19 protein-coding genes and 1 tRNA gene are annotated in these 18,187 nt (G+C 64.8%); 2 read left to right on the top strand and 18 right to left on the bottom strand.

Going from position 1 to position 18,187, the window contains the following annotated elements; genetic code table 11:
* Nucleotides 1-8: 8 nt before the first annotated feature.
* The 9 genes from rfaD to PLZ73_08330 all read right to left on the bottom strand — a co-directional run bounded on the left by rfaD (nt 9) and on the right by PLZ73_08330 (nt 9,145).
* Nucleotides 9-1,004, bottom strand: a complete 996-nt coding sequence (gene rfaD, locus PLZ73_08370) for an ADP-glyceromanno-heptose 6-epimerase (GenBank protein ID HOO77887.1) — start codon at nt 1,002-1,004, stop codon at nt 9-11.
* A complete protein-coding gene (locus PLZ73_08365) occupies nt 1,005-2,369 on the bottom strand; it encodes an O-antigen ligase family protein (GenBank protein ID HOO77886.1) in 1,365 nt (454 codons plus the stop codon).
* Nucleotides 2,370-2,392: 23 nt separating this feature from the next.
* Nucleotides 2,393-3,529, bottom strand: a complete 1,137-nt coding sequence (locus tag PLZ73_08360) for a glycosyltransferase family 4 protein (GenBank protein ID HOO77885.1) — start codon at nt 3,527-3,529, stop codon at nt 2,393-2,395.
* Complete coding sequence (locus tag PLZ73_08355) at nt 3,507-4,493, bottom strand: glycosyltransferase family 2 protein (GenBank protein ID HOO77884.1); 987 nt, start codon at nt 4,491-4,493, stop codon at nt 3,507-3,509. Before PLZ73_08355 ends, PLZ73_08360 begins: the two co-directional genes overlap by 23 nt.
* Nucleotides 4,490-5,473 carry a glycosyltransferase gene (locus PLZ73_08350; protein HOO77883.1) on the bottom strand — a complete coding sequence of 328 codons (984 nt, stop codon included), beginning with the start codon at nt 5,471-5,473 and terminating at the stop codon, nt 4,490-4,492. The genes PLZ73_08355 and PLZ73_08350 overlap by 4 nt, the downstream gene beginning before the upstream one ends.
* Nucleotides 5,448-6,611: a glycosyltransferase family 4 protein gene (locus PLZ73_08345; GenBank protein HOO77882.1), complete on the bottom strand. Its 1,164-nt coding sequence runs from the start codon at nt 6,609-6,611 to the stop codon at nt 5,448-5,450. The genes PLZ73_08350 and PLZ73_08345 overlap by 26 nt, the downstream gene beginning before the upstream one ends.
* Nucleotides 6,612-6,731: 120 nt before the next feature.
* Complete coding sequence (locus PLZ73_08340; GenBank protein HOO77881.1) at nt 6,732-7,673, bottom strand: lipopolysaccharide kinase InaA family protein; 942 nt, start codon at nt 7,671-7,673, stop codon at nt 6,732-6,734.
* Entirely contained in the window at nt 7,670-8,719 is a 1,050-nt protein-coding gene (locus tag PLZ73_08335) for a glycosyltransferase family 9 protein (protein HOO77880.1), read from the bottom strand. Before PLZ73_08335 ends, PLZ73_08340 begins: the two co-directional genes overlap by 4 nt.
* A 3-nt stretch (nt 8,720-8,722) precedes the next feature.
* The gene (locus PLZ73_08330) at nt 8,723-9,145 is read right to left on the bottom strand and encodes a hypothetical protein (GenBank protein ID HOO77879.1); all 423 of its coding nucleotides are present in this window, start codon (nt 9,143-9,145) and stop codon (nt 8,723-8,725) included.
* An 80-nt stretch (nt 9,146-9,225) separates the two neighbouring features.
* On the opposite strand from PLZ73_08330, the gene rlmD reads away from it, so the two are divergent.
* A complete protein-coding gene (gene rlmD, locus PLZ73_08325; GenBank protein ID HOO77878.1) occupies nt 9,226-10,407 on the top strand; it encodes a 23S rRNA (uracil(1939)-C(5))-methyltransferase RlmD in 1,182 nt (393 codons plus the stop codon).
* On the top strand, nt 10,404-11,024 hold the full coding sequence (locus PLZ73_08320) for a DNA-3-methyladenine glycosylase (protein ID HOO77877.1): 621 nt from the start codon (nt 10,404-10,406) through the stop codon (nt 11,022-11,024). The genes rlmD and PLZ73_08320 overlap by 4 nt, the downstream gene beginning before the upstream one ends.
* Here PLZ73_08320 and PLZ73_08315 read toward each other — a convergent pair.
* The 9 genes from PLZ73_08315 to PLZ73_08275 all read right to left on the bottom strand — a co-directional run bounded on the left by PLZ73_08315 (nt 11,002) and on the right by PLZ73_08275 (nt 17,494).
* A complete protein-coding gene (locus PLZ73_08315; GenBank protein ID HOO77876.1) occupies nt 11,002-11,754 on the bottom strand; it encodes an HAD hydrolase-like protein in 753 nt (250 codons plus the stop codon). The two genes, PLZ73_08320 and PLZ73_08315, sit on opposite strands and share 23 nt — an antisense overlap.
* A 43-nt stretch (nt 11,755-11,797) precedes the next feature.
* The gene (locus PLZ73_08310; protein ID HOO77875.1) at nt 11,798-12,598 is read right to left on the bottom strand and encodes an ABC transporter ATP-binding protein; all 801 of its coding nucleotides are present in this window, start codon (nt 12,596-12,598) and stop codon (nt 11,798-11,800) included.
* Nucleotides 12,595-13,611, bottom strand: a complete 1,017-nt coding sequence (locus tag PLZ73_08305) for an iron ABC transporter permease (GenBank protein ID HOO77874.1) — start codon at nt 13,609-13,611, stop codon at nt 12,595-12,597. Before PLZ73_08305 ends, PLZ73_08310 begins: the two co-directional genes overlap by 4 nt.
* The gene (locus PLZ73_08300; GenBank protein ID HOO77873.1) at nt 13,601-14,482 is read right to left on the bottom strand and encodes a helical backbone metal receptor; all 882 of its coding nucleotides are present in this window, start codon (nt 14,480-14,482) and stop codon (nt 13,601-13,603) included. The genes PLZ73_08305 and PLZ73_08300 overlap by 11 nt, the downstream gene beginning before the upstream one ends.
* A 14-nt stretch (nt 14,483-14,496) precedes the next feature.
* Nucleotides 14,497-14,748 (bottom strand): hypothetical protein, encoded by a 252-nt coding sequence (locus tag PLZ73_08295; GenBank protein HOO77872.1) that lies wholly within the window; start codon nt 14,746-14,748, stop codon nt 14,497-14,499.
* Nucleotides 14,748-14,832: transfer RNA gene (locus PLZ73_08290), tRNA-Leu, on the bottom strand. The genes PLZ73_08295 and PLZ73_08290 overlap by 1 nt, the downstream gene beginning before the upstream one ends.
* 22 nt (nt 14,833-14,854) lie before the next feature.
* Nucleotides 14,855-15,268 (bottom strand): hypothetical protein, encoded by a 414-nt coding sequence (locus tag PLZ73_08285; protein ID HOO77871.1) that lies wholly within the window; start codon nt 15,266-15,268, stop codon nt 14,855-14,857.
* A gap of 37 nt (nt 15,269-15,305) precedes the next feature.
* Entirely contained in the window at nt 15,306-15,809 is a 504-nt protein-coding gene (locus PLZ73_08280; GenBank protein ID HOO77870.1) for a hypothetical protein, read from the bottom strand.
* Nucleotides 15,809-17,494: a hypothetical protein gene (locus PLZ73_08275; GenBank protein ID HOO77869.1), complete on the bottom strand. Its 1,686-nt coding sequence runs from the start codon at nt 17,492-17,494 to the stop codon at nt 15,809-15,811. Before PLZ73_08275 ends, PLZ73_08280 begins: the two co-directional genes overlap by 1 nt.
* Between the last annotated feature and the right edge of the window lie 693 nt (nt 17,495-18,187).

Genomic DNA, 18,187 nt, shown 5'->3' with positions numbered 1-18,187 from the left:
CCTTTGCGTTAATCGGTTGAGGAGAGGTACCCGTCCGCGATCAGGTAGTCCCTGACATAGGACACGACGGCGTCGCGGAAAGGGGTGAGGGAGAGAGCGTACCCGGCTTCACGCAGTTTCGCCATCTCCGCCCGAGTATGGTACTGGTAACGCCCCTTCAATTCCTCGGGCAACGGGATATATTCTATGCAGGGGGGGATATCCAGGGCCTCGAAGATGGCCGCGGCCATCTCGTTCCACGTGTGGGTTTCCCCGCTGCCGACGTTGAAGATCCCGTTGACGTCGGGACGTTCGAGGAAAAAGAGGGTCATCCTGGCCGCGTCCCCGACGGAAATGAAATCCCGCTCCTGCTCGCCGTCCCCGTATTCGGGCCGATCGGAGGCGAACAGCCGGATCTTGCCCGTATCCTTGATCTGTCGGAATCCCTTGCAGACCATGGAGCGCATCGCCCCCTTGTGATATTCGTTCGGCCCGAAAACATTGAAGTATTTCAAGCCCGCCATGCGGTCGAGGAAGCCATGTCGCCATGCCCACAGGTCCACCATCTGCTTGGAGAAGCCGTAGGCATTCAGCGGGCGCAACCGCTCCAACCCGGCCTCGGCGTCGGAATAGCCGAGACTCCCGTTCCCATAGGTGGCGGCGCTGCTGGCATAAACGAACCGGGTCCCGCTGCGCAGACACTGCTCCGCCAGGACCACGGTGTAGCGGTAGTTGTTTTCGACCAGATACCCGACGTCGCTCTCGGTGGTCGACGAACAGGCGCCCAGGTGCAGAACGGTTTTCAACCCGGTTCCGAACCCTCCCCCCTCGACTCTGCGCAGAAATTCGTCCTTTTCCAGATAGTCCCGGAACTTCAGACCGGCGATGTTTTTCCACTTCTCTCCGGACCCCAGGCTGTCGACGATGAGAATCCGATCCTCCCCCATCCGGTTCAGCTCCCAGACCAGGTTGCTGCCGATGAATCCCGCTCCGCCCGTAACCACCGTTATCTGTTCTCTATTCATTTAACCTCGTTTCCCCCGATTTTCGGGTATCGTAGGGGATATCGGGAGCGCCGTCAATCCGCTCCCCTCCTCCCCGGCCGCCAAAATTCCCAGAAATACCCAGACCAGGCAGAGAATGCGGTCGTTGAGGAGAGGGTCGTCGGTGAGGTTTCCGACCATAAAGCCGAGCAATCCGGCGCCCAACCCCAGCCGAAAACCCCGGTGAAGCCACCCCGGACCCCGTCCCGACCCCAGAAGACCGACAACGGCCGCGATCAGCCAGAGAAACGCCGCCAACCCCAACCCTCCCATGCCCGCCCCGATGGAGAGAAACCCGTTGTGGGGCCCGGTAACCAGTTCTCCGGTATCCACCCTTTGGAAATAACCCCGGTAGGCTTCCATGAAAACCCGATATCCCGGCCCGCAACCCACGAGGGGCCGGCGAGCCAACATTCTGCCTGCGGCCTCCCAATAGACCTGTCGTCTTTGAATGTTGGGATCTTCCCGCCAGCCCGCCAGGCTCCTTACCCGCGTCTTCCAATAACTCTGGGGTCCGACGTTCACGCCCCAGATCAGGGCTCCGACCGCGATCAGGACCGCCGCCAGAAAAAACGTTTTGAACTTCCTGGTCCCGGCCCAGAAGGCCAGCACTCCCAACGCCAGCAGCAGGCTGATCCAGGCGGTCCGGGAAAAGGTGAGCACCATGGTCGCCGCCAGGATCGGAAGGGTCAACGCGCAGGCGACCTTGACCCGGGCCGGCGCCGACGTCATCAGGTAAGCGGCCACGATGGCGATGGCGGGGATCATCACCGCTCCGGAACTGTTGGGATGACCGAAGGAAAGCCATATCCTCTGGTCGGTCTGCGGGAAATAGACCCGTCCCAGGTAGAGTGCCAGGCCCGCCGCCGCGGTCAGGAGCAACGCTCCGAAGACGGCGACCAGCAAACGGCGGCGCCAGATTTCGGGCCCGAAGGCCGTGGCCACTATCAGGAAAAGCATGGTGGCGGTGAGCAGGGGCTTGACCCCGGTCTCCCAGCTCAAGCGTGTCAGCGGGGAAAAGGCGCAGGAGACGGCCGCGGCCAGAAGGAAACCGAGAACGGGAAACAGCAGGGGGGGGCGTTTCTTGAAAGCCCCCCAGGCGGCGCATGCCAGCCAGAGTCCGGCCGCGGGATAAACCAGATTGGCAATCTTGCCCCCCACCGAGAAGTCGAGAGAGGAGACGCACGCCGCCCGGAAACGGAAAGCGGGCTGGGCGAGGAGGGCTTCTTCGGGGTTGTCGCGGTTTAAGCTGACCTGCCCCAGGACCAGAAAAAAAACCGCGGCCAGAATCCACCAGCGCAGGAGCGATTCCAGAAGCCGTTTATAATCGTTTGCGGGCAGACCCATGTTTTCCGGCCGGACGGCTGGGCTCAGCCGTCCGGCCCTCCTCTCGGCCGCCGTTCGGCGGCGGTCAGGCGCGTTAGGATTTCTAACATATTTCCGGCGTAATCCCGCAAAAGAAAACGTTCCTCGATACGCGCCCGTGCCGCCTGCGCCCACATCCGGCGCTCTCCGGCGGAAGCGGCAACGGCCCTGGAAACGGCGTTCTGCAAGGCCGGCCCGTCGCCGGGAGGCACCACCGCGCCCAGGGGACCCAGCAATTCGCCCGGCCCCCCGCCGTCGACGGCCACCACCGGGACGCCGGCGGCCATGGCTTCCAGCACGGCCAAGCCGAAGGACTCGTGGGGGGCGGCGTTGATCAGAAGATCGAGGTCGGCGATGAGAGCCGGAGCGTCCGTTTTCTCCCCTTCCAGGACCACCTTCGCCGGGGCGTCCAGGCGGCCGATCCGATGCTCGACTTCCTTGCCGTAGGCGGCGAACGCGGCCGGGACGCGGCCGATCAGGTGCAAGCCGGCTTCGGGAAACTCCCGCAAAAGAGGGGCCAGAAGTTCGATCAGGCCGAGTTGATTCTTGGCGGGACAGATGTCGCCCACGCACCCGATCCTGAAGCCGGGCCCCGGAGAAGGACGGCTCCGGGCGGGGAAGAGACCGGGATCGATCCCGGGATAGACCCGGCAAGCTTTGCTTTCCAGCCCCTCCCCCAGCGCGGAAACCTGTTTTCGGGAGGCGTCGGAGTTGAAGACCAGACAGGAGGCGGCGGAGGCCGCTTCCCTGATCGCTCCCCACTCCCTTCGGGCTCGGTAATTCTCCGCGAATTCGTGAACCATCCAGACCGAGGGGATGCCTTCGTCGGCGGCGGCCATGACCGCCTGAAACGATTCCAGGGTGTTGGCGATCACCGCCGTCGCTCCCAGCCGCCGGTAGACCCGGCGCAGGCGCGCGCGGACTCCGGGCCCCGCCACCCTTTTCTTCCCCGGCCCCCACCGGGGAAGGTACCGGAACGTATCCACCCCGGCGAGTGCGGGATGGGCCTCCAACCTGCCTCCCCGGGGAGTTCCCAGAACGAGGTCGCGGCCCGAGCCGTCGGCGGCCATCTCTCCCGCCAGCCTCGCCAGGCAGATGGGAGCGCCGGTCAAGGTCCCGTCATGGCTGATTAAGACGATCACGCTCGAACACCTTCTCCAGGAAACGGTCTCGGAACTCCCGCTTGGCCGCCAGCTTCATCCGCGCCCGGCGCGCCCGAGACGCCCCGGCCGTCCCCAGGCGGAACCGAGAACCCCAGGTCCCAAGACAGAGGTCCCATCCCAGCCGGGCCCGCGCCAACGGCCGGAACCAGCTCAGATAACGGTCCACCCGCTCGTTTCCGTAGCGTTTGCGCATGAAACGAAGGTAACCGGTCAAAAGCCAGGCACGGGTCTGGGGGCCGGCCTGAGAAGCGCTGGCGCCTCCATGGTGAACAACCGTGGCCAGGGGGTTGTAGTGTATCGAATAACCCGCGCGGGCCAGCCTCCAGCAGAGGTCGACTTCCTCGAAATACATGAAATAACCTTCGTCGAAAAGTCCGACTTCCTCCACGGCCCGGCGGCTGAGGAAAAGGGCTGAACCCATCGGCTGATCGATGGAGGCGGCGCGGGCGTAGTCGAAATCTTGGGCGAGGTACCGCCTCCGCTCCCCCCGCAGAAAACCCAATCGGCCCAGAACGGTGAACTGCTCCCATCCCGTAGCCAGCGTAGGGAAAGCGCGGACCGACGGCTGCAGGGCTCCGTCGGGGCCGAGCTGACGGCACCCCCCGGCCCCGGGCCGACTCTGACGGTCGAGAAAGGAGATCATTTCGGCCGCGGACCCGCTCCCCAGTTCGGCATCCGGATTGAGCAGCAGGACGTAGCGGCCCCGGGTTCGTTTCCAGGCCTGATTGCACGCCCGGGCGAAGCCGACGTTCTCCGGGTTGGCGATCAGCCCGGCTTCGGGGAAATCAAGTCTGACCGCGTCCGCGCTCCCGTCCCCGGAGGCGTTATCGACCACCACGATTTCCCCCTCCAGGCCCGCCAGCTCCCGGCGGACCGAATCCAAACAGGCCAGCAGCAGCTCGCGCACGTTCCAGCTGACGATACAGACAGAGAGTTCCGTCACCCGACCAGCTCCTCCAGGACTTCGACGATGCGGCTCAGGTTGGCTTCCAGGGAATATTCTTCCTCGACCAGGCGCCGCCCCGCCGCTCCCATCTCCGTCCGGGAACGGGGATCGCTCAAGAGGCGATCGAGGGCCTCCGCCCATTGCCGGGGCGACGATGCCAGATAACCGGTGCCCCCGTGCTTCACCACCGAACGGTTCATCCCCACTGGGCTGGCGACCACCGGGATGGAGGCGGCGCCGTATTGGATGAGCTTGAACGCGCATTTACCCCGCGTCCAGGGATCGTCGCGCAGCGGCATGATCCCGACCCCGAATTCGGCCAACGCGTTGCGTTCGACCGCGGGCGACCACCGTCGGAATTCGTAGTCCAAACCGGGCAGTTCCGGGTCCCGGTCGCAGACGACCACCAGGCGCCTTCCCGGAGCGGACGAAACCGCCTGGGCCAGGGCCTCGGCGATATCCGCCAGGTAGATCAGGTTGGAAGAGGTGCCCAGCCAGCCGATAGTCTCCCCCCGGTCCCGGAGGTCCGGAGCCGGGAGCCCGGAGAGATCCAGCACGGTGGGAAGAATCCGGCAGGCCGCGCCCGCCTCGGAGGCCAGGGATGCCAAATATTCGTTCCCGGCGATCGCCAGATCGGCCCCGCGGACGGCGCGAAAGAAGCGCCGGCGGCGGGTCCTGGATTCGAACCGGCCGCGGTTGGAATCCCGGAAGAGTACCGCGTCGTCGAAGTCGAAGGCCAGGCGCCGTACCCGGGATCGGAGACGGGAAAAATCCCCCCGGGTGAGGAGTTTCCGATGGAGGATCACGGCGTCGAAGGAAGCCAGGTCCGCCATTTGCCGCCGCCGAGCGCGCGGTGCCCGTTCCAGTTCGAGGACCTTCAGCCCGATTCCGCGCCCGGCCAGGGCCGGGATCAGCTGGACCAACCGGTAGCGGCTGCTGGGAGCCTCCCGGTCAGGAACGAGGGCGGCAATATTCATTGTGTATTCCCAGGATCGCCTGCATGTTCCTCACGTACGGAGCTTCTTCGGCCCGGGAGCGCGCCTGGCGGCCCATCCGCCGTCTGGCTTCGGGGTCGGCCAGAATCATGATTTTTTCCGCCATGTCGGCGATATCGTTGGGCGTGTTGACGACATAGCCTTCCCTGCCTTCGCTGATAATCTCGGAAGTTCCGCAGAACATGGTGGTGATGACCGGAATGCCGCTGGCCATGGCTTCGAGGACCACCAGCGCGGAGGGATCGTAGAAACTGGGATGGACGCAGATATCGGCGGCGGCGTAGTAATGGGACGTGTCCATTTTCAACCCGATGAACCTGACCCGGTCTTCCACCCCCCATTTCCGGGCCAGGGTGCGGAAACGCTTTTTCTTCCCCTCCCCCAGCACCCCGAGGATAAACGGTTTTTCCGGAAAGGTTTCCGTTATGACGGCCAACGCCTGCAGCAGCGGGCGCAGGCCCTTGAGCCTGAAATTATGGGCCACGAAAAGGATGAGGATATCGTCGGGCGAGAGTCCGAGCCCGTTTCTGACTTCCGACCGGTACAGTTCGCGGTTGCGGGGATGGAACCGCTCCAGATCGACCCCGTTGCGGACGATCCTGATTTTGCCCCGCCCCAACCGGGTATAGCGGAGAACGTCGTTTTTGACCATTCCCGAAATGGCCACGACTACCCGGGCCGTCTTCATCTGCAGCTTCTCGATGATGAAATAGGCGATACGCCGGAAGCTGAAGATGTAGCACAGTATCTTAAAGAACCGTTTCAGCGGATTATCGATGGAACGGAGGTTGCCTACCAGCCCCGCCATCTGGGACCCGCCCAGGGGTTGAAATACGTCCATGCCCAGAGTGCGCCCGAAGGAATGCACGACGTCGTAATCGCCCTTGCGCACCAGGCTCCGGCACTTCCACGCGAACACCAGCGTCCGCAGAAACTTGGGCCGCCGGGGGATTCCCACGCGGAGGATGCTTAGCTTCTCCTCGGGTTCGACGTCGCTGCGCATGGTGATGACGGTGACCTCGTGCCCTTCCCGGCAGAAAAGCAGGGAGAGATCCTTGACGTACTGCTCCGCCCCGCCCCGGGCGGGCACGAAATTCTCGATACAAAACGCCACTCTCATGTTCCTAGCCTCGCTGCGGCCGCCTAACCCCCGGCGTCGATCCCGTCGGCCTCCCCTCGAACCGCGCCCGGTACGCCGGAATGGAGGTTCGAATCAGGATAAACTCAGGACCCGGCGCGATCAAGCCCCGGAATCGGACCGTTTGCCCTCGGTCCCGGGGCGGGTTTTAAAGCCTTTCCCTCCCGGCCCGGTTGCATTCCGCGGGCGGGCGTACGGTTGTCTCCCCCGCGCGCGGAGGAAACGCCACCGCAGCGCCGAAAGCCCGATCCGCAACCGCCTGCGGCCGATCTCCGCCGCCGTCCGGTGGAGACGGTTCCTTTCTTTTCCCGCGTAAGCGGCCAGAAAGCGACGGGGAAGCGTCTCCGGCAGCCCTTCGCCGCTCTCTCTCAGTTTTTCCCATGATCGCCACAGCCGGGCCAGATCGGCGGCGCGCGCCCGTTCCGAAAGCGCCCCGGCGGCGCCGGCTTTGTCGAAGTCTATCAGCCAGACGGGGGATTCCGGCGAAGCCGGAGAATAAAGAACGTTTTTAAGATGAAGGTCGGGGTGACGGAGACCGGCGTCGTGCAGTCTTCTCACCTGGAGCCCCGTTTCCCGGGCGATCTTTCGCAAGGTCCCGTCCGTGAGGGTTCCTTCCCGCAAGAGAGTCAGCAGGTCCCCGGCGTTTTCGATCCACTCCGTCATGAGGATTCCCCGGGTCAAACCCGCTCCGAGGTTTTTGACCAGCACCCCCACTCCCCGGGGAACCGCGACCGACGCGGCCCGGGCTTTATTCAGTGCCGACACCTCGAGGAGAAATCGTCTCTTCCCCCGAAACACCCCCCCCGTCAATCCGGCCAGGATCCCCCCGTGGCGGTATTCCCGGCAAACGACCATGCCGAAGGGGGTGGAGACCGAAAAGGTCGTTCCCCGCCCCGTCCCGAGGCGCGCCGCTTTCCCCTCCGCGTAAGCGGCGGCGGCGGCCAGCGCCTGCCGTCTGCGCTCCGAGGGGCAGAAACAGGTCCAGTTCCGGTCGAGTCGGACCGAGTCCATCCCCAGCAGCCCCCGCCGTCCGGCCCCGTTCACCGTTCCCGCCCCCTCTCCAGCGCCGCCGCCAGTTCCTTCCAGACCCGGCCCGGGGAGATGGCGGCCATGCAGTCGTCGCGCGGGCAGCTCCGGCGCCCGCAGGGAGAGCAGGGTGCCGGGGAACGGACCACCAGGTCCAGGTGGTTGAACGGCCCCGTTCTGCCGGGATCGGCGGGACCGAAAAGCCCCAGGGTCGGGACCCCGAGGGCCGAAGCTATATGCATCGGCCCGGTGTCCCCGGAGACCACCGCTCCGGCGCCGGCCAGGACGGCGACCAGTTCCGCCAGGGAGGTGGCCCCGGCCAGGTTTTTCAGGGGAATCGCCGGAGGAAGCGTTTTCGCCAGCTCGGCCGCCGCCGCACCATCGGCTGCGCCGCCGGTGACGGCTATGGGCATCCCCGTTCGAGACGACGCCTCCCGGGCCAGTTCGGCCCAGTGCCGGATCGGCCAGCGGTTGGCGGGCTTGGCCGCGCCGATGTTGAAGACCAGATACCTCCCGCCCATGCCCTCCAGCAGGCGGGCCGCCGCGGTTGTGGCTTCTTCCGCGACCGTCAGGCCGAAGACCGGGGCGGAAGCGGGAATTCCCAGGTAATCGGCGAATTCCAGGTATTGAAGCACCATGTGGCGCGACCCCGGACGCGGGGGAAGCTTGCGGTTGGTGAACATCCACGACCCTTCCTTTGTCCGCGCCCTGTCGAACCCCAGGCGCCGGGGCGCTCCGGATAGGACCGTAAACAGGGAGCTGCGGAGGATGCGTTGGGCGTCGATGACCAGGTCCGGGGAAAATTCCCGAATACGGGAGACCGCTTCCCTCAGGGCGGCCGTCCCCCCTCCCCTGCGAAAAAGTATCGGGCGGTCCACCGCCGGGTGGGATTCGATCAGCGGATAGGACTTGGGCTCGATCACCCACCCGATTTCGGTTCCGGGCAGGCCGACCCGCAACCGGTTGGCCAGGGGAAGGGTTTCCACCACGTCGCCGATCGAGCCGAGTTTGACCAGGAGCAGCTTCCCCGGTTCGGGAATGTCCTGAGCCGCCCCGCCCGGCACGCCTTACTGCTCCCGCTCTCTCTCCGGCCCCCGGGGAGAGCTCTGAAATACGTTGAGCGGAAGCGTCCGCAGCCGATCGCCGTCGATGGAGAGCTCTATCAGGTATTCTCCGGGCTGAGGGATACGGAGCCGTTCCAGATTCAAGACCAGGTTGGCGGCGGCGCTGAACCGCTCGGGCATGACTTTGAGATGAAACGAACCTTCCATGGGCGGGATGACGTCTTTCCCCTCCTGGCCGCGCATGGTTATTTTTACCGCGTGCTCCCCTTCCTCGATCACCGCGTAGCGGAGCCTGAGGGCTATCGAGCAGCGGGGGAAGACCATCGGGAATCCGGAAGCGTAGATGCTGTCGAAGGTTCCCAGAATGTTCAGTTTGCCCCGAGAATCGGTGGCGGCATCGCAGAGCGTAAAAACTTCGATTTCCATGGTCGTCGGTCCTTGTTCGTTTTTGTTACTATACCCTACTCCGGGCGGGGATAAAACCGCGATTGAGAAAGGAAGCGAGCATGTCCGATCCTGGCCGAATCTGCCGGCATTACGGCACCTGCGGGGGGTGCCGTTATCAGGATATCCCTTATTCCGAGCAGGTGGCGGCCAAGGAAGCCGAATGCCGCGGCCTCTTCTCCTCGTGGGGGGCCGAGGGAGCGCTGCTTCCCGCCGTCCCTTCCCCCTCTCCGTATTTCTACCGCAACAAGATGGAGTTCAGCTTTGCCGGGACCGCGGCGGACCTGATCTGCGGTCTTCATCGCCGCGACCGTCGAAGGGAGCTTTTCGACCTCGAAGAATGCCTGATTTTCTCGGAGAAGGCCCCGGCGGTGGTGGGGACGGTCCGCGAGTTCGCCCGCCGGAGCGGTCTTTCGGCCCATAGCTGCTTTACGCACCGGGGGTTCTGGCGCAACCTGGTCGTCCGCGAAACCAAGTTCACGAACCAGCTTCTGATCAACCTGGTCACCACCTCCTCGGGAGATTTCGACGGCGAACGGCTGGCGGGGCTCCTGGCCGCCGCCCTCCCTCCGGGAACGGATCTTTCCCTCCTGCACACGATCAACGACCGGCCGGGAGACGCGGTCGTTCCCGATTCGGTGGCGCTTTTGGCCGGCAAGGGCTATCTGGTGGAGGAGGTGGAAGGCCTGAAGTTCAAGATCCCCCCGTTTTCCTTCTTTCAGGTCAACCCTCGCGCCGTGGCGGGGTTCTACCGGGTTCTCCGGGACCTTCCGCCGGCGGCCGATCCCGGCATGGTGCTCGACCTCTTCTGCGGGATCGGCCCCATCAGTCTCCTCCTGGCTCCCCGCGCCCGGGAGGTGGTCGGCGTGGAAATGGACGGGGCGGCGGTGGAGACCGCCCGGGAAAACGCCGTTCTCAACGGCGCCGGCAACGTCGAATTCATCGCCGGCGATGCCCGCAAGGTCCTGTACGAGCGCCGGGAAAACTGGACCGGCAGGTTCGGACTCCTGGTGGTCAATCCTCCCCGATCGGGCATCGGGAAAAAAGTGCTCAAGCGGATCCGCGAGCTGCGGCCTCCCTTCATCCTCTATTCCTCCTGCAACCCCCGCACCTTCTCGGAGCAGGCGGAAGGACTTTTCGACGACTACCGGCCGGTCTTGGGGCGGCCGTTCGACTTTTTCCCCCATACCCCCCACCAGGAGCTGCTGGCGCTCTTCGAGCGGCGGCGGGAGGAAAAACCGTGAAAGCCCGGGCGGGGCGCCTCGGGCGGGGGGACGGCGCGGATGGCCCGCCCCCAACGCCCCTTCCCCGGAAATTCTACGAACGGGGAACGGTTCGGGTCGCCGAAGAACTGCTGGGGAAAATTCTCGTCCGCCGCCTTCCCGAGGGCGTGACCGCGGGGAGAATCGTCGAAACCGAGGCTTATCTCGGTCCGGGAGACCCCGCCTCTCACGCCCGCAACGGCCCCACCCCCCGCAGCCGGATCATGTTCGGGCAGCCGGGACGCGCCTACGTCTACTTCTGCTATGGGTTCCACTTCCTGCTCAACGTGGTCACGGAGAAGGAAGGAACTGCGGGAGCGGTCCTGCTTCGGGCCCTGGAGCCGTCGTGGGGAGAAGCGGTTATGGAGGGCCGGCGGGGCGGTCGAAATCCGCTGGCCTCGGGCCCGGGCCGGCTGACCCAGGCCATGTCCGTCGACCTGACCTGTAACGGGCTCGACCTCGCTCTCCATGGGACGCTGTATGTGGCCGCGGGCGAGATCCGCCCCGAGGAGAACGTGGTCCGGGGCCCCCGGGTCGGAATCAGGGAGGGGTTGGAACACCCCTGGCGCTTCCGCCTTATCCCTCGATCACGGGAATGATTTCGGTCAGCTTGGAAACCTGATAATCGGGGATCTTGCAGAACTCCTCGACCATTCCCATCTTCTTGATCTCTTCGATCTCGCGCTCGAGCGAATCGACCAGCGCGTCGCCGTCCTCGTCGCGGCGTTTGACCAGGAACGTCGTCATCCCCGCCCGGTTGCCGAGGACGACGTCGGTGAGGCGGTCCCCGACCATGATCGCGTTTTTCGGCTCCACCCCCAGCTGGGAGAGCACCGTCCGGGCTATCCGGGGATCCGGCTTTTCGTATCCCAAACGCAGGGAATCGTCCCAACCGAAAAATCCTGAGGGTCGGTAGAGACCGGGAACCTGGTCGAACGCGGCCATCACCACCGGTTCCGAGGTGAACGTGGCCACCCCGTAAACGATCCCCGTCTTCTCCAGGTAGCGGATGAATTCGACCGCGTCGTCGAAAAGCCGCGATTTTCCGGCCCGGATGTAGGCCAGGCGCAGCCGTTCGTCGACCCTGCCCTTCCCCGCCTGGAATTCCTCGAACGTCGTTTTCAGACCGATTTCGGCCAGTTTCTCCTCGAACCCCCGGGCCATATAATACGAGAGCATGAACTCATCTTCCCGGCCCGGGGGAACCTTCCCGCCGCATTCCTTGACGATTTCCAGGAAAACGTCTTTCCAGTAGCTCTTGGGATCCGGATATATCTTGGCGATGGTGTTGTCGTTGTCGAAGACCGCGCCTTTGACGGTGAGGGCCATTTCCGACCTCCTTGATTTTCGGTACCAGCCTCGGTTGACCGTTTTATGGTACGGCGGCGCTTTCGAATCCGTCAACTCCCGGATCGCGCGGAAGCACGACCGGTCCCCTTTCCGTCTCCGCCACCGTTACCTCGATCCCGTAAAGTTCCGCCAATATCGGTTCGCGCAGGACTTCCGCCGGCGACCCCTGGGCCATGATGACGCCGGCGCGCAGAAGGAGCAGGCGGTCGCAGTAGAGGGCGGCCAGGTTCAGATCGTGAAGAACCGCGATCACCGTCTTACCCCGGACTCGGCGCAGCCGCCGCAGGAGCCGGAACAGCTCGATCCGATGCTTGATATCCAGGTTCTGGGAAGGTTCGTCCAGAACGAGAATGGCGGGCTCGCGGGCCAGGCCCATGGCCAGCAGGGCCCGCTGGCGCTCGCCTCCGCTCAACTCTCCGATCCTGCGGTCGCCCAGATCCGCCGTGCCGGTCACGTCCAGGGCGTCCGCCACCGCGGCCCGGTCGGCCGGAGAAGGGTTCCACTGCAGGGGCCCGAACCAGGGGAGCCTTCCCAGCATAACCAGGGAGCGGACGTCCAGGGCGGGATCGACTTCCGGATTCTGGGGGACCGCCGCCAGGTGCCGGGGTAGACTCCGGCTCCGGGATACCCCGGGCCAATCGACCCGCCCCGCTTCCGGAACGATCCGGCCGGAGATGACGCGGACCAGCGTGGTTTTCCCGGAGCCGTTGGGGCCGAGGATCCCCACGAACTCCCCTTCTCCGACCTCGAAATCGATCTCGCGGAGCACGGTTCTGCCCGGATAACCGGCGCGGACCCGCTTCAGGACGACGGCCGAGGTCATCGTTCCCGTCCGTTTTTTCCCGCCAGGATCATGAGAAAAATCACTCCTCCCGACAATCCGGTGACCGCGCCCACCGGCAACTGGATGCCCCTGTCGGCGAAGAGGGTGCGGGCCAGGGTGTCGCAGAGCACCAGGAACGTTCCCCCGGCCAGGAACGCCGCGGGAAGGAGTCGGCGATGATCGAGTCCGGTGAAATGCCGGACGGCGTGGGGAACCAGAAGCCCGACGAAACCGATCACCCCGGCCACCGCGACCGCGCCCCCGGCCAGCAGCGCGCCGACGGCGAAGACCAGCAGCCGTTCGCGCCTCAGGTCCACGCCCAAACCGGCGGCGATCTCTTCCCCGGCGCCCAGCGCGTTCAACTTCCAGGCCCGGGACAGGGCGAACACCAGGCATACGGCCTCCAGACCGCCCAAAATCGCGACCAGGACCGGATCCGTTCCGGCCAGGGAGCCCATGGTCCAGTACAGCACGGGCCGGAAACGATCGAGCCCGGCGACCGCCAGCAAGGACATGATCAAGGCCGAACTGATGAACGACACCATCACTCCCACCAGGAGCAGGCGGTTCGTCCCCTCCCCTTTCCCGGCGATTTTCCAGACGACGGCGATGGCCGCCACGCCCCCGGCAAATCCCAACAGTGGCCGTAATGCCATGACATCTGGCCCGCCGAGCACGATCCCCAGGCTGATGCCGATGGCGGCGCCTCCTGAAACCCCCAGCGTGTAGGGTTCCACCAGCGGGTTGCGGAAAAGACCCTGGAAAAGAACTCCGGCCGCCGCTAGGGCGCCTCCGACCAGCAGCGCCGCCACCGTCCGGGGAAGACGGAGTTCCACCACCACCAATTCCCCTCTGCCGGCGGGGGCGTTGCCCGAAACCCGGGAGATCAAGGCGTCGGCTATTCCCCGGGGAGGGATATCGATGCTTCCCGACCCCAGGGAAAACGCTATGGAGGCGGCCGCGAGCAGAGCCAGGAACGACCAGAAAACGATCCGGGAAACCCTACTCTTCACCGCCGCCGTCCTCCCCCGCCGGGCTCCATTCCGGGTGGATGCACTCCGCCAACTCCCGCATGCCCTCCAGAAGACCGGCGCCGAGACGGCAGACCAGATCGGGATCGACCCTGTAGACGCGCCCGCGGCGGGCGGCGGGGACCAGTCCGGAGTCCAGCCAACGGCGGACGGCCGCCTCGCCGTTCGTTCCCATGATGGAAACCACCACCACATCCGGGGCCAGGGCCACCACCTGTTCGGCGTCCAGGGAAGGATACGGTTCTCCCAGGCCTTCGCAGACGTTGATCCCGCCGCAGACGCCGATCAGTTCTCCGATCATGGTCTCCTTGCCGACGCTGAAATAGACCGGGTAGTCGTCCAACTCGAAGAACACGCGGGGCCGGGGACCGTTCTGGGCCCTCTTCCGGAAAATTTCCCGCTGGCGGTCCAACCGCCGGCACAGGATCTCGGCGGCTTCTTCCCTCCCCGAAAGCGCCCCCATTTCCCGCAGGTAATCCTCGAATTGGTCCAGCGTCCGGGGCCTCTCCACGATCCGGACCGGGAGCCCCAACCGCCGCAGGGCATCCACGCTCTCCCGGAAATTTCCCGTCCGGGTGGCCAGGACCAGGTCCGGGTTCAGCGCCAGTACCGCTTCGGCGTCGATCTCCCGAAGGTCCCCGACCGTTCTCGCTCCGGTAACGGCCGGGCAAAACCGGGTTATCCCCGCCAGCCGGTTTCCGGCTCCCAGATCCACCAGGGACTGGGTAAAGTCGGGGTTGAGGCTGACGATCCGGGAAAATCCTCCCGGAGGCGCTTCGCTCTGGGCGTGGCCGGGAACGGCCGACGCCAGGATGGCGCCCGCCAGGAGGAGTTGAATACGTTCCGGAACCATGCTCCGGTCGGCGCCTATTTTATGCGCTGGTCCAACTCGTCGACCTTGCGCTTGAGCAGGTCCAGGGTACGGTTGATCCGGTCCAGGGAGGCGGCGATCTCGTCCAGTTTCCTGGTCAATTCCTGGCGCATGATCTCGACCTGGGTCGATTCGACGCTGTAATGACCGTAATTCCCGTACTGGCCGTAGTTGTCGAATTCCTGGCCCGCTCCCGAAAGAGGGACGGACAACAGCAGCAGGCCGAAAAGAAGACCGGCGGCCGCCATGCCGGAGGCGGGATTTGAACCCGCACGCACTTTTGGTGCAGGGGATTTTAAGTCCCCAGTGTCTGCCATTTCCACCACTCCGGCCGCACGCGGAGGCGGAGCTCCGTCAAGGCGATTGGTCTTCAAAATAAAACTCGCCGTCTTCGTTCTGGCGAAGGTATCCGTCGATTTCGGCCGTGAACCGGGTGATCCGCTTCAGGCGCGTTCCGTCCAGGTAGAGAGACGCCGTCACCTGGCCCTGACAATCGTTGGATTTTACCTCGAGGTAGAGGTGGTCCCCGTCCTTGCCGTAGAACGAGTAATCCCAGGGCCCCGGGGCGTCCGCGTAACGCGTCCTTTCGTCGCCGTCGGAATCGTTGTACTTGATTCTCATCTGGCAGCCGGTTTCCGGATCGGCGGTTTCCGCCTTGTATTTGACGTAACCGTCGCTGCTCCCCCCGCTCCCGCTGCCGCCGCAGGAGGCGAGCAGCAGCGGGACCAGAGCCAGGATCGTTCCCGCCTTCAATTCGATCGTGCGCATGTGATCCCCTTTCCGCTGGTGAATGTATGCGTTTATATCACGTCTCCGGGGCCACATCAAACCACTTCCTGGCCGCCGCCGTGCCGTCGATACTGGCTTCGACTTCCCAGCGCCCGGTCAGTTTCCCGGAGAAGGGCCAGAGATCCCCGAACAACTCCCCCGCGCCGGCCGTGACCACGATCCAGGAACGGCAGCGGTAGGTTCCCCCGTTCGATGTCAGGGTTTGGGTGTACCTCTCCCTCTCTTCTCCTCCGGGACCGTACCAGCGGAAATCGATCCGGTGGGGTCCGGGTTCGAGCCCCCGGACCAGAAACCGGGCATAAATCTTCTCCCCGGCGGAAAAATTTCGAGCGCCGCCGGCGGCTTCCTCCCCGTGGAGGCCGGTGCCCAGGCTGAGTTCGCACGACCATACGGGCCGCCGCTCGGCCGAATCCGGCAGTGACTCGGGAGCGGGCGAGAAAAGCAGGTAAAGGCAGAAGAGAACGCCCAAAAGCAGCAGAAATACGGGCGGGAGATACCGCAACCTGCTCCTTCCCGCCATCAGACTCCGCCCAAGGGGGTATCGGAGGGATTGCCGAACCAGAACCTGGTCGTTCCCCGCCAGAACCAGGAAGCGGTGCCGCCGCGGAAGACCGCGGGATCCCCGCTCCCGTCGCCGTCGTAATCGGCGGCGGCCGGGGCGTCTCCGGTGGAGCCGAAATAAAACCGAGTTCGTCCCCGCAGGACCCAACAGCCCGTCTGCGGCCGGAAAAGAGCCGGGTCCGCAGTCCCGTCCCCGTCCTGATCGAAAACGAAGGCGACGTCGCCCTCGTGCCCGAAATAAAAACGGCTCAAGCCCCTGACGAGCCAGAGACCGTCGCCGGGCCTGAACACCGCCGGGCAGACTTCTCCTTCACCCCGGTAGTCGGCGGGAAGCGGGATGTCGCCGGAGCGGCCGAAATGGAAGCGGCTTATCCCCCGGATCTTCCAGGCGCCCGACTCCGGAGAAAATACCGCGGCCCGGAACCTTCCCGAGGAGTCGTAGACTCCGGGAAGCGGAAGATCGTCGGCTTCCCCGAAATAGAAACGGCTCCATCCCCTCACCGCCCAAAGCCCGTTTGTCCCCCGGAAGACGGCGGGCTCCTGGCGGTCGTCGCGGCGGAAATCGCCCGGCACGGGTCGATCGTTTTCGGTTCCCAGGTAGAACCGGGTCGCTCCCCGGACGATCCACAATCCGGTCTCGGGTCGGAAAAGTCCGAACTCGGCGGTGGAGTCGCCGTTGAAATCGAGCTTGGCCGCCGACTTTCTCGCCCCCCGGCAGGCTCCGGAGTCGGCGTCGACGATCAGGGACGAACAATCGACCGCCTCGAAATCGGCGCCCTCGACCCGGCGCAGCTCCGCCAGGATTTCATTGTCCCAGCGTTCGTCGGGCGCGCCCGAGATGTACCAGGCGGAGCCGTTGTCGGCCAAGACGATGCCGTACGTCTTCATCGCCTCCAGGATGGTCCGCGGTATCGGCGAAAACGAGGAGGTGTCGAAGCTCTTCTTGAGGCGGAACCGTTGCCCCATGGGCGGATATTGAGAGCCGCTCAGGGCGGAGGCGTCGTGGCGCGCCGGCCAGACATGGGCATCGCGGGTATGGGGGGCGGTGAAGCGCAGGGCATGCCGGATCTCCCCCGAGGCGGCTTCGTCGTAGCGCACCAAACCCGGGAATATGGGAAGACCGGCGGCGTCGGCGGACGTCCATCCGTCCGGCCGAAGCTCGTTGCCGTTGAGGGGAAAGACGGCCCCCGATCCGGCCAGCCAGCTCCCGTCGGGTTGGGGCCAGGCATAATAGATCTCGTAGAGAACGCAGTTGTCCCGGTCCCAAACCAGGATATGCCGGTCGCCGTCCGATTCGCTGCCCCCCTCGATCGGAGCGTCGGGAGGAACCGGATAGGGCCCGGGATCGCTTTCGTCTTCATAGTCGAACTGGATATCGACGGGGGCCTGGGCGGCGCCGACCACCGTGAACGGGATGCCGATGGGCCCTCCTTCCCAGGTCCCGGAACCGAAATCGGGATGGAGGCCGGTCTCCGCCCCGATGGTATCGATATAGGCGGCGGAAGCGGCATGGACCGGCAACCGGTCCACGCGTACGTTCCAGTAGCTGTCGGGAGGGAAAACCGGGCAGCCTTCGAACCCGGCCGCGCCCGCGGCGGGCGCCAGCGATAATCCCGCGGCCACGAGCAGATACCGACAGTGCATCCAGACACCTCCCCGGGCGCTCCGGGTTTCGTTCCTGCAATAATTATACCATGTTTCATCCTCCCGCATCTCCGGAGCCCGGCCGGCCCGAGAGAGGGTTCAGGGTTCGGGCCCACCGCCTTACCCCCTGGAGCGGTCCACAGACCTGCCTGCCGCAGGCAGGCCTGCCTGCCGGCAGGCAGGTTTACACAGATAGGAAAAGGGTTTCGGGGGAGCATAGGAACGGAATATTTGAGGTCATTGCGAGGAGCCCCGCGTCTTGCGGGACGACGAAGCAATCTCGCTATGCTCCAAGCTCTATGCTCTATGCTTTCTCGACCATGAAGGCCATGAAGGGGGAGGGTTAGCCACAAAAGGCACAAACGGGGAAAGGGTTGGCCACAAGAGGCGCAAGAGGCACAAGGGGATTTTAACGGTTTGATGACGGGCTGAAGATGCCTCTCGGCAGACAATGGAAACCACGATTCTTTCCCCTCTCAATCAGAGTTAATCAGAGTAATCAGGTGCAAAATTCCCCAGGGTCCGTGGCGGAGGGGTTTCTCTCCATGCTCTCTGCTTCCCCCCCTCAGGGATTGGTGACGGGGAGATCGGTGGAGGCGCCGTAATAGGGAGAGGTCACCCCCCGGACCAGCCACTTGCCCGAGGCGGAGCGGAAGACGGCGAAGTCCCAGGTCCCGTCCCCGTCGTAGTCCG

The sequence above is a fragment of the bacterium genome (assembly GCA_035380285.1).
Taxonomy (GTDB): domain Bacteria; phylum Auribacterota; class Erginobacteria; order Erginobacterales; family DAOSXE01; genus DAOSXE01.
Note: the sequence above shows the minus strand (reverse complement) of the source record. Positions and strands in the feature narration are given on the sequence as shown.

Coding starts and splice junctions, on each gene's coding strand:
- PLZ73_08275 (HOO77869.1), bottom strand. CDS start 17,494: ATGCACTGTCGGTATCTGCTCGTGGCCGCGGGATTATCGCTGGCGCCC.
- rlmD (HOO77878.1), top strand. CDS start 9,226: ATGTCCGATCCTGGCCGAATCTGCCGGCATTACGGCACCTGCGGGGGG.
- PLZ73_08330 (HOO77879.1), bottom strand. CDS start 9,145: ATGGAAATCGAAGTTTTTACGCTCTGCGATGCCGCCACCGATTCTCGG.
- PLZ73_08310 (HOO77875.1), bottom strand. CDS start 12,598: ATGACCTCGGCCGTCGTCCTGAAGCGGGTCCGCGCCGGTTATCCGGGC.
- PLZ73_08285 (HOO77871.1), bottom strand. CDS start 15,268: ATGCGCACGATCGAATTGAAGGCGGGAACGATCCTGGCTCTGGTCCCG.
- PLZ73_08295 (HOO77872.1), bottom strand. CDS start 14,748: ATGGCGGCCGCCGGTCTTCTTTTCGGCCTGCTGCTGTTGTCCGTCCCT.
- PLZ73_08345 (HOO77882.1), bottom strand. CDS start 6,611: ATGAGAGTGGCGTTTTGTATCGAGAATTTCGTGCCCGCCCGGGGCGGG.
- PLZ73_08280 (HOO77870.1), bottom strand. CDS start 15,809: ATGGCGGGAAGGAGCAGGTTGCGGTATCTCCCGCCCGTATTTCTGCTG.
- PLZ73_08350 (HOO77883.1), bottom strand. CDS start 5,473: ATGAATATTGCCGCCCTCGTTCCTGACCGGGAGGCTCCCAGCAGCCGC.
- PLZ73_08315 (HOO77876.1), bottom strand. CDS start 11,754: ATGGCCCTCACCGTCAAAGGCGCGGTCTTCGACAACGACAACACCATC.
- rfaD (HOO77887.1), bottom strand. CDS start 1,004: ATGAATAGAGAACAGATAACGGTGGTTACGGGCGGAGCGGGATTCATC.
- PLZ73_08300 (HOO77873.1), bottom strand. CDS start 14,482: ATGGTTCCGGAACGTATTCAACTCCTCCTGGCGGGCGCCATCCTGGCG.
- PLZ73_08365 (HOO77886.1), bottom strand. CDS start 2,369: ATGGGTCTGCCCGCAAACGATTATAAACGGCTTCTGGAATCGCTCCTG.